The organism is Nocardiopsis lucentensis DSM 44048 (assembly GCF_000341125.1).
In the GTDB taxonomy this organism is placed as follows: domain Bacteria; phylum Actinomycetota; class Actinomycetes; order Streptosporangiales; family Streptosporangiaceae; genus Nocardiopsis; species Nocardiopsis lucentensis.
On the sequence record NZ_ANBC01000635.1, the window covers coordinates 1 to 5,287 of the forward strand.

The window sequence follows — 5,287 nt, forward strand, 5'->3', positions numbered from 1 at the left end:
GCCGGTCCGGCCGTGCGCAGGCGCCGGTCCCCGGTGCTGCGGGCGTTCGGCGAGCTGCCGGTCGACCCGACCGGCGCGGAGCACGGCAGATGACGGCGACCGGACCGGCGGGCCCGGTCAGAGCAGGAAGGAACGCACCCATGCGCGTGCTGTTGACGTGCTTCGCGCACAACACGCATTACCACAACCTGGTTCCGATCGGATGGGCGCTGAAGGCCGCCGGACACGAGGTGCGGGTGGCCGCCCCGCCCGCGTTGACCGAGGCGATCACCGCCTCCGGGCTGACCGCCGTCCCCGTGGGGGACGACGAGGCCCTCATGGAGCTGATCGCTGAGATCGGCGGCGACCTCGGCCCCTACCAGGAGGGCCTGGACTTCGCCGAGACCCGGGGCGGGTCGATCTCCCACGAGCACGCGCTCGGCCAGCAGACGGTCATGTCGGCGCTGTGCTTCTCTCCCCTCAACAGCGACGCGACCATCGACGACACCGTCGCCCTGGCCCTCTCCTGGCGTCCCGACCTGGTCGTCTGGGAACCCTTCACGTTCGCTGGACCGATCGCCGCGCACGTCAGCGGTGCCGCGCACGCCCGGGTGCTGTGGGGACCGGACGTCGTCGGCAACGCCCGGCGCCAGTTCCTGGCGCTGTCGGCCGAACAGCCCCCCTCCCGACGCGAGGACCCCATCGCCGAGTGGTTGGGGTGGACGCTGGAGCGGCACGGCCACACGGCGAACGCGGCGGTCGTCGAGGAGCTGCTCCACGGGCACGCGACACTCGACCCGACGGCGGAGAGCCTGCGTCTTCCGTCGGACGGTCGGGTGATCCCCTTCCGGTTCGTGCCCTACAACGGCCGCTCAGTGCTGCCCGACTGGGTGGTGCGCGAGCCCGAGCGCCCCCGGGTGTGCTTCACCCTCGGCGTGTCCGCGCGGGAGACCTACGGGAGGGACGCCGTCCAGGTGCGCGAGCTGCTGGCCGGGCTCGGCGACCTCGACGCCGAGATCGTCGCCACCCTGGACAGCGGCCAGGTGGCCGACGCCGGACCGCTGCCGGACAACGTCCGGGTGGTCGACTTCGTGCCAATGGACGCCCTCCTGCCGACCTGTTCGGCGGTCGTCCACCACGGCGGGGCTGGCACGTGCTTCACCGCCACCCTGCACGGCGTGCCGCAGGTCGTGGTCGCCGCCCTGTGGGACGCCCCGCTCAAGGGGCTCCAGCTCCAGGAGGCGGGGGCAGCAGTGTCGATCCCCCCGGAGAAGCTGGACGCGCGGACGCTGCGCGACGCCGTGGCCCGCGCCCTGTCGGACCGGGACATGGCGGACAGCGCCCGGAAGCTGCGCTCGGAGATGCTCGCCCAGCCGACACCCGCCGAACTCGTGTCCCCGCTCGAACGCCTGGTCGCCGAGCGACGTGAGGACGCCTCCGGCCCCCTGGGCTACACCGGAGACGCCGCCGAGCTCTACGACCTGGTCCACCAGGGCAAGGGCAAGGACTACGGCCGGGAGTCGACGGACCTGGCCGACCTGGTCAGAAGACACGCCCCGGGGGCCGACAGCCTGCTCGACGTGGCCTGCGGCACCGGTATGCACCTACGGCACCTGTCCGAGCACTTCACCACCGTGGAGGGCCTGGAACTGTCCCCGGACATGCTCGCCATCGCCCGCCGCCGCAACCCGGACGCCGTCCTGCACCCGGGTGACATGCGCGACTTCTCCCTCGCCCGCCGGTTCTCCGCCATCACCTGCATGTTCAGCTCGATCGGGCACATGGCCGACCAGCGCGAGCTCGACCAGGCGATCGCCCGGTTCGCCGCCCACCTCGAACCGGGCGGTGTGGTCGTGCTCGAACCCTGGTGGTTCCCCGAGGCCTTCACCCCGGGTTTCGTCGGAGCGAGCACCGTCGAGGCCGACGGCACCACCATCACCCGTGTCTCCCACTCCACCCGCGAGGACGGGGCCACCCGGATCGAGGTGCACTACCTCGTCGCGGCGCCGGGGACGGGAGTCAGCCACCACGAGGAAACCCATCGGATCACGCTCTTCCCCCGAGAGCAGTACGAACACGCCTTCGCCAGGGCCGGCCTGTCCGCGGAGTTCACTCCCGGCGGCCCCTCGGGTCGGGGCCTGTTCGTGGCCGTCCACCGAACGTGAGGAGCCACACGTGAAGCACATCCTTGAGGCGATCACCGCCGACGACCGTCCCCCGGCCGAGGAGTTCGCCGCGCTGGAGTTGCCCGAGTCCCACCGCGCCGTCACGCTGCGCCGGGAGGACGTCGGCATGTTCGAGGGCCTGGACACCAAGGACAAGGACCCGCGCACCTCGATGCACCTGGACGAGGTCCCGGTGCCCGAACTCGGCCCCGGCGAGGCGCTGATCGCGGTCATGGCCAGCTCGGTGAACTACAACACCGTGTGGTCGTCGATCTTCGAGCCGCTGCCGACCTTCACCTTCCTCGAACGGTACGGCCGCCGCTCCGCCCCGGCCGCCCGCCACGACCTGCCCTACCACGTCATCGGTTCGGACCTGTCCGGCGTCGTCCTGCGCACGGGGCCCGGGGTCAACGCCTGGAAGCCGGGCGACGAGGTGGTCGCGCACTGCCTGTCCGTGGAGCTGGAGTCGGCCGAGGGGCACGGCGACACGATGCTCGACCCCGAGCAGCGCATCTGGGGCTTTGAGACCAACTTCGGCGGCCTCGCGGAGATCTCCCTGGTCAAGTCCAACCAGCTGATGCCCAAACCCCGACACCTGAGCTGGGAGGAGGCCGCCTCCCCCGGCCTGGTCAACTCCACCGCCTACCGACAGCTCGTCTCGCGCAACGGGGCCGCGATGAAGCAGGGCGACAACGTCCTCATCTGGGGTGCGGGCGGCGGGCTGGGCTCCTACGCGACCCAGCTCGTGCTGTCGGGCGGGGCCAACCCCGTCTGCGTGGTCTCCAGCCCGGAGAAGGCCGAGATCTGCCGCGCCATGGGCGCCGAGGCGATCATCGACCGCAGGGACGAGGGCTACCGGTTCTGGAAGGACGAGCACAACCAGGATCCGCGCGAGTGGAAGCGCTTCGGCAAGCGCATCCGCGAACTGACCGGCGGGGAGGACGTCGACATCGTCTTCGAGCACCCCGGGCGGGAGACCTTCGGCGCCAGCGTCTACGTCGCGCGCAAGGGCGGCACGGTGGTGACCTGCGCCTCGACCTCCGGGTACCAGCACCAGTACGACAACCGCTACCTGTGGATGTCGCTGAAGAACATCATCGGCACCCACTTCGCCAACTACCGGGAGGCGTGGGAGGCCAACCGGCTCATCATGAAGGGCAGGATCCACCCCACCCTGTCCAGGACCTACCGTTTGGCGGAGGCCGGCCAAGCCGCCTACGACGTCCACCACAACCTCCACCACGGCAAGGTGGGGGTGTTGTGCCTGGCCCCGGAGGAGGGGCTCGGGGTCACCGACCACGAGACGCGGGCGCGCCACGCGACGGCGATCGACCGTTTCCGGACGGTACCGGCGGCACGTGAAGAAGTGGCAGTGTGACGTGGCGTGATCGAGGAGATTCTCCCCCCGGGGGTGTGCTCCGCGGACACCCGCGGGGAGTTCCCGGAGTCGCTGCTCCTGCCCGGGGAGAGGCACGCCGTGCGCGACGCGGTGGAGCGCAGGCGCCGTGAGTACACCACCGCGCGGGTCTGCGCCCACCGGGCGCTCGCCGACCTGGGCGCCGCCCCCGGCCCGGTGCTCAGCGGCACGCGGGGGGAACCGCTGTGGCCCCTGGGGGTCGTGGGTTCCCTGACCCACTGCGAGGGGTATCGGGCGGCGGCGGTCGGCCGGGCCGGGGGCTGGCTGGCCCTGGGTATCGACGCCGAACCGCACGCCGCCCTGCCCGACGGGGTGGAGGAGGCCGTGACCCTGCCGGAGGAGCGTGTCCGGTTGCGGGAGCTGTCCGAGGCCGAACCCGGGATCCGCTGGGACCGGTTGCTGTTCAGTGCCAAGGAGTCGGTGTACAAGGCGTGGTACCCGCTGGCCGCCCGGCGGTTGGACTTCCGGGACGCCTCGCTGCGGATCTGTCCGCGCGCCCGCACCTTCTCCGCCCGCCTGACGCCGCCCTGGGCGGTCGTGGGCGATCTGACCCTGGACGTGCTCACCGGCGAGTGGAGTGTGCGCGACGGCCTGGTCCTGACCAGCGTCGCCCTGCGGGCGCCCGCCGGGCCGCCCGGTCCGTGAACGAGGGAATGGAGGAGGAATGGCCGACGTGCTCGGCAGGCTGACCGCCGAGGGCATCGCGTTGCGGCTTGAGGGGGTGGACCGCGGATCGGCGGTCTCCGGAGAGCTCACCGACGCCGCGCGGCGCTGGGGGATCAGCGGTGCGGCCATCCACCCCGCCCCGGTGGCGGAGGGTGTCCGGTGGGGGGACGCCTACACGAGTCAGCTGCGCGACCTGGCGCTGCGGGGCGTGGACGACGCCGAGGGCGTACGCCGGCTGCTGACGTACGACGCCAGGCGGGTGTGCGAGGCCCTGCGCCCGGCCTTCGAGCGGGAGGAGGTCGGCAGCGGCTGCGCGGCCCTTCCGGTTCCGCCCTGGTGGTCGTGGCGACGGGACCTGCTGTTGGCGGAGGCCCGGGCACTGTGCTGGGAGGTGGACCGCCCCAACCTCCTGCTGGACTTGGCGGCGGGTCCGCGGACGGCCGGGGCCGCCGAGGAGCTGTTGGCGGAGGGCATCGGGGTGCAGATCTCCGGTGCGGCGTCCGCCGCGGCCGTGGCGGAGGCGGCGGCGGCCTTCCTNCCGTGACCTGTCCGGGATCCGCTGCGTGGTGAGCGTCCCGCTGCGGCTGCTCGGGGAGGCCGTCGCGAGGATCCTTCCCTCGGGCGCCGACGGGGGCGCCGACGCCCCGTGGGACGGTGTGGGCGGATCGCTGCTGGCCTACGCCCGGTTCGCCTACCACGCGTACGAGGCCGGGCTGGCGGATCCCCGGTGGAGCTCGCTGGCCGCGGACGGCGCCCGCCCCTGGGAGCTGTCCTGGTCGGTCACGGGAACCGGGGCGGACGGCCGGTTGGTCGCGGGGCCGCGGACGGGCGGTGCCGGCGCGGAGCTGGTCGTCGGCTGGGGCACCTCCGTGGGCGGTGACGCGGGGGCGATGGCCGCGTTCCTGCGTGAGGGCGTATCGGTTCCGGAGAACCTCTCCGACGAGTTGCCGACCGCGTGTCGGACGGCCCGGCGGGCGGAGAGCCGGGGGGTCGACCTCCACCGTGTCGCGGAGGAGCTGACCCGGAGTCAGCTCACCGCCGCGACAGCGTCGTGGCGGGG

3 protein-coding genes and 1 pseudogene are annotated in these 5,287 nt (G+C 72.7%); all 4 read left to right on the plus strand.

Annotated features, from left to right (window positions below; all coding sequences use genetic code 11):
• Window positions 1-140: 140 nt before the first annotated feature.
• The gene (locus D471_RS42350) at window positions 141-2,144 is read left to right on the plus strand and encodes an activator-dependent family glycosyltransferase (RefSeq protein WP_017600725.1); all 2,004 of its coding nucleotides are present in this window, start codon (window positions 141-143) and stop codon (window positions 2,142-2,144) included.
• Between the two features lie 10 nt (window positions 2,145-2,154).
• Window positions 2,155-3,522 carry a crotonyl-CoA carboxylase/reductase gene (gene ccrA, locus D471_RS0122630; protein ID WP_017600726.1) on the plus strand — a complete coding sequence of 456 codons (1,368 nt, stop codon included), beginning with the start codon at window positions 2,155-2,157 and terminating at the stop codon, window positions 3,520-3,522.
• Window positions 3,523-3,528: 6 nt separating this feature from the next.
• On the plus strand, window positions 3,529-4,206 hold the full coding sequence (locus tag D471_RS0122635; protein ID WP_017600727.1) for a 4'-phosphopantetheinyl transferase family protein: 678 nt from the start codon (window positions 3,529-3,531) through the stop codon (window positions 4,204-4,206).
• A gap of 587 nt (window positions 4,207-4,793) precedes the next feature.
• A pseudogene (locus tag D471_RS0122645) lies at window positions 4,794-5,287 on the plus strand (hypothetical protein); the annotation flags it as partial.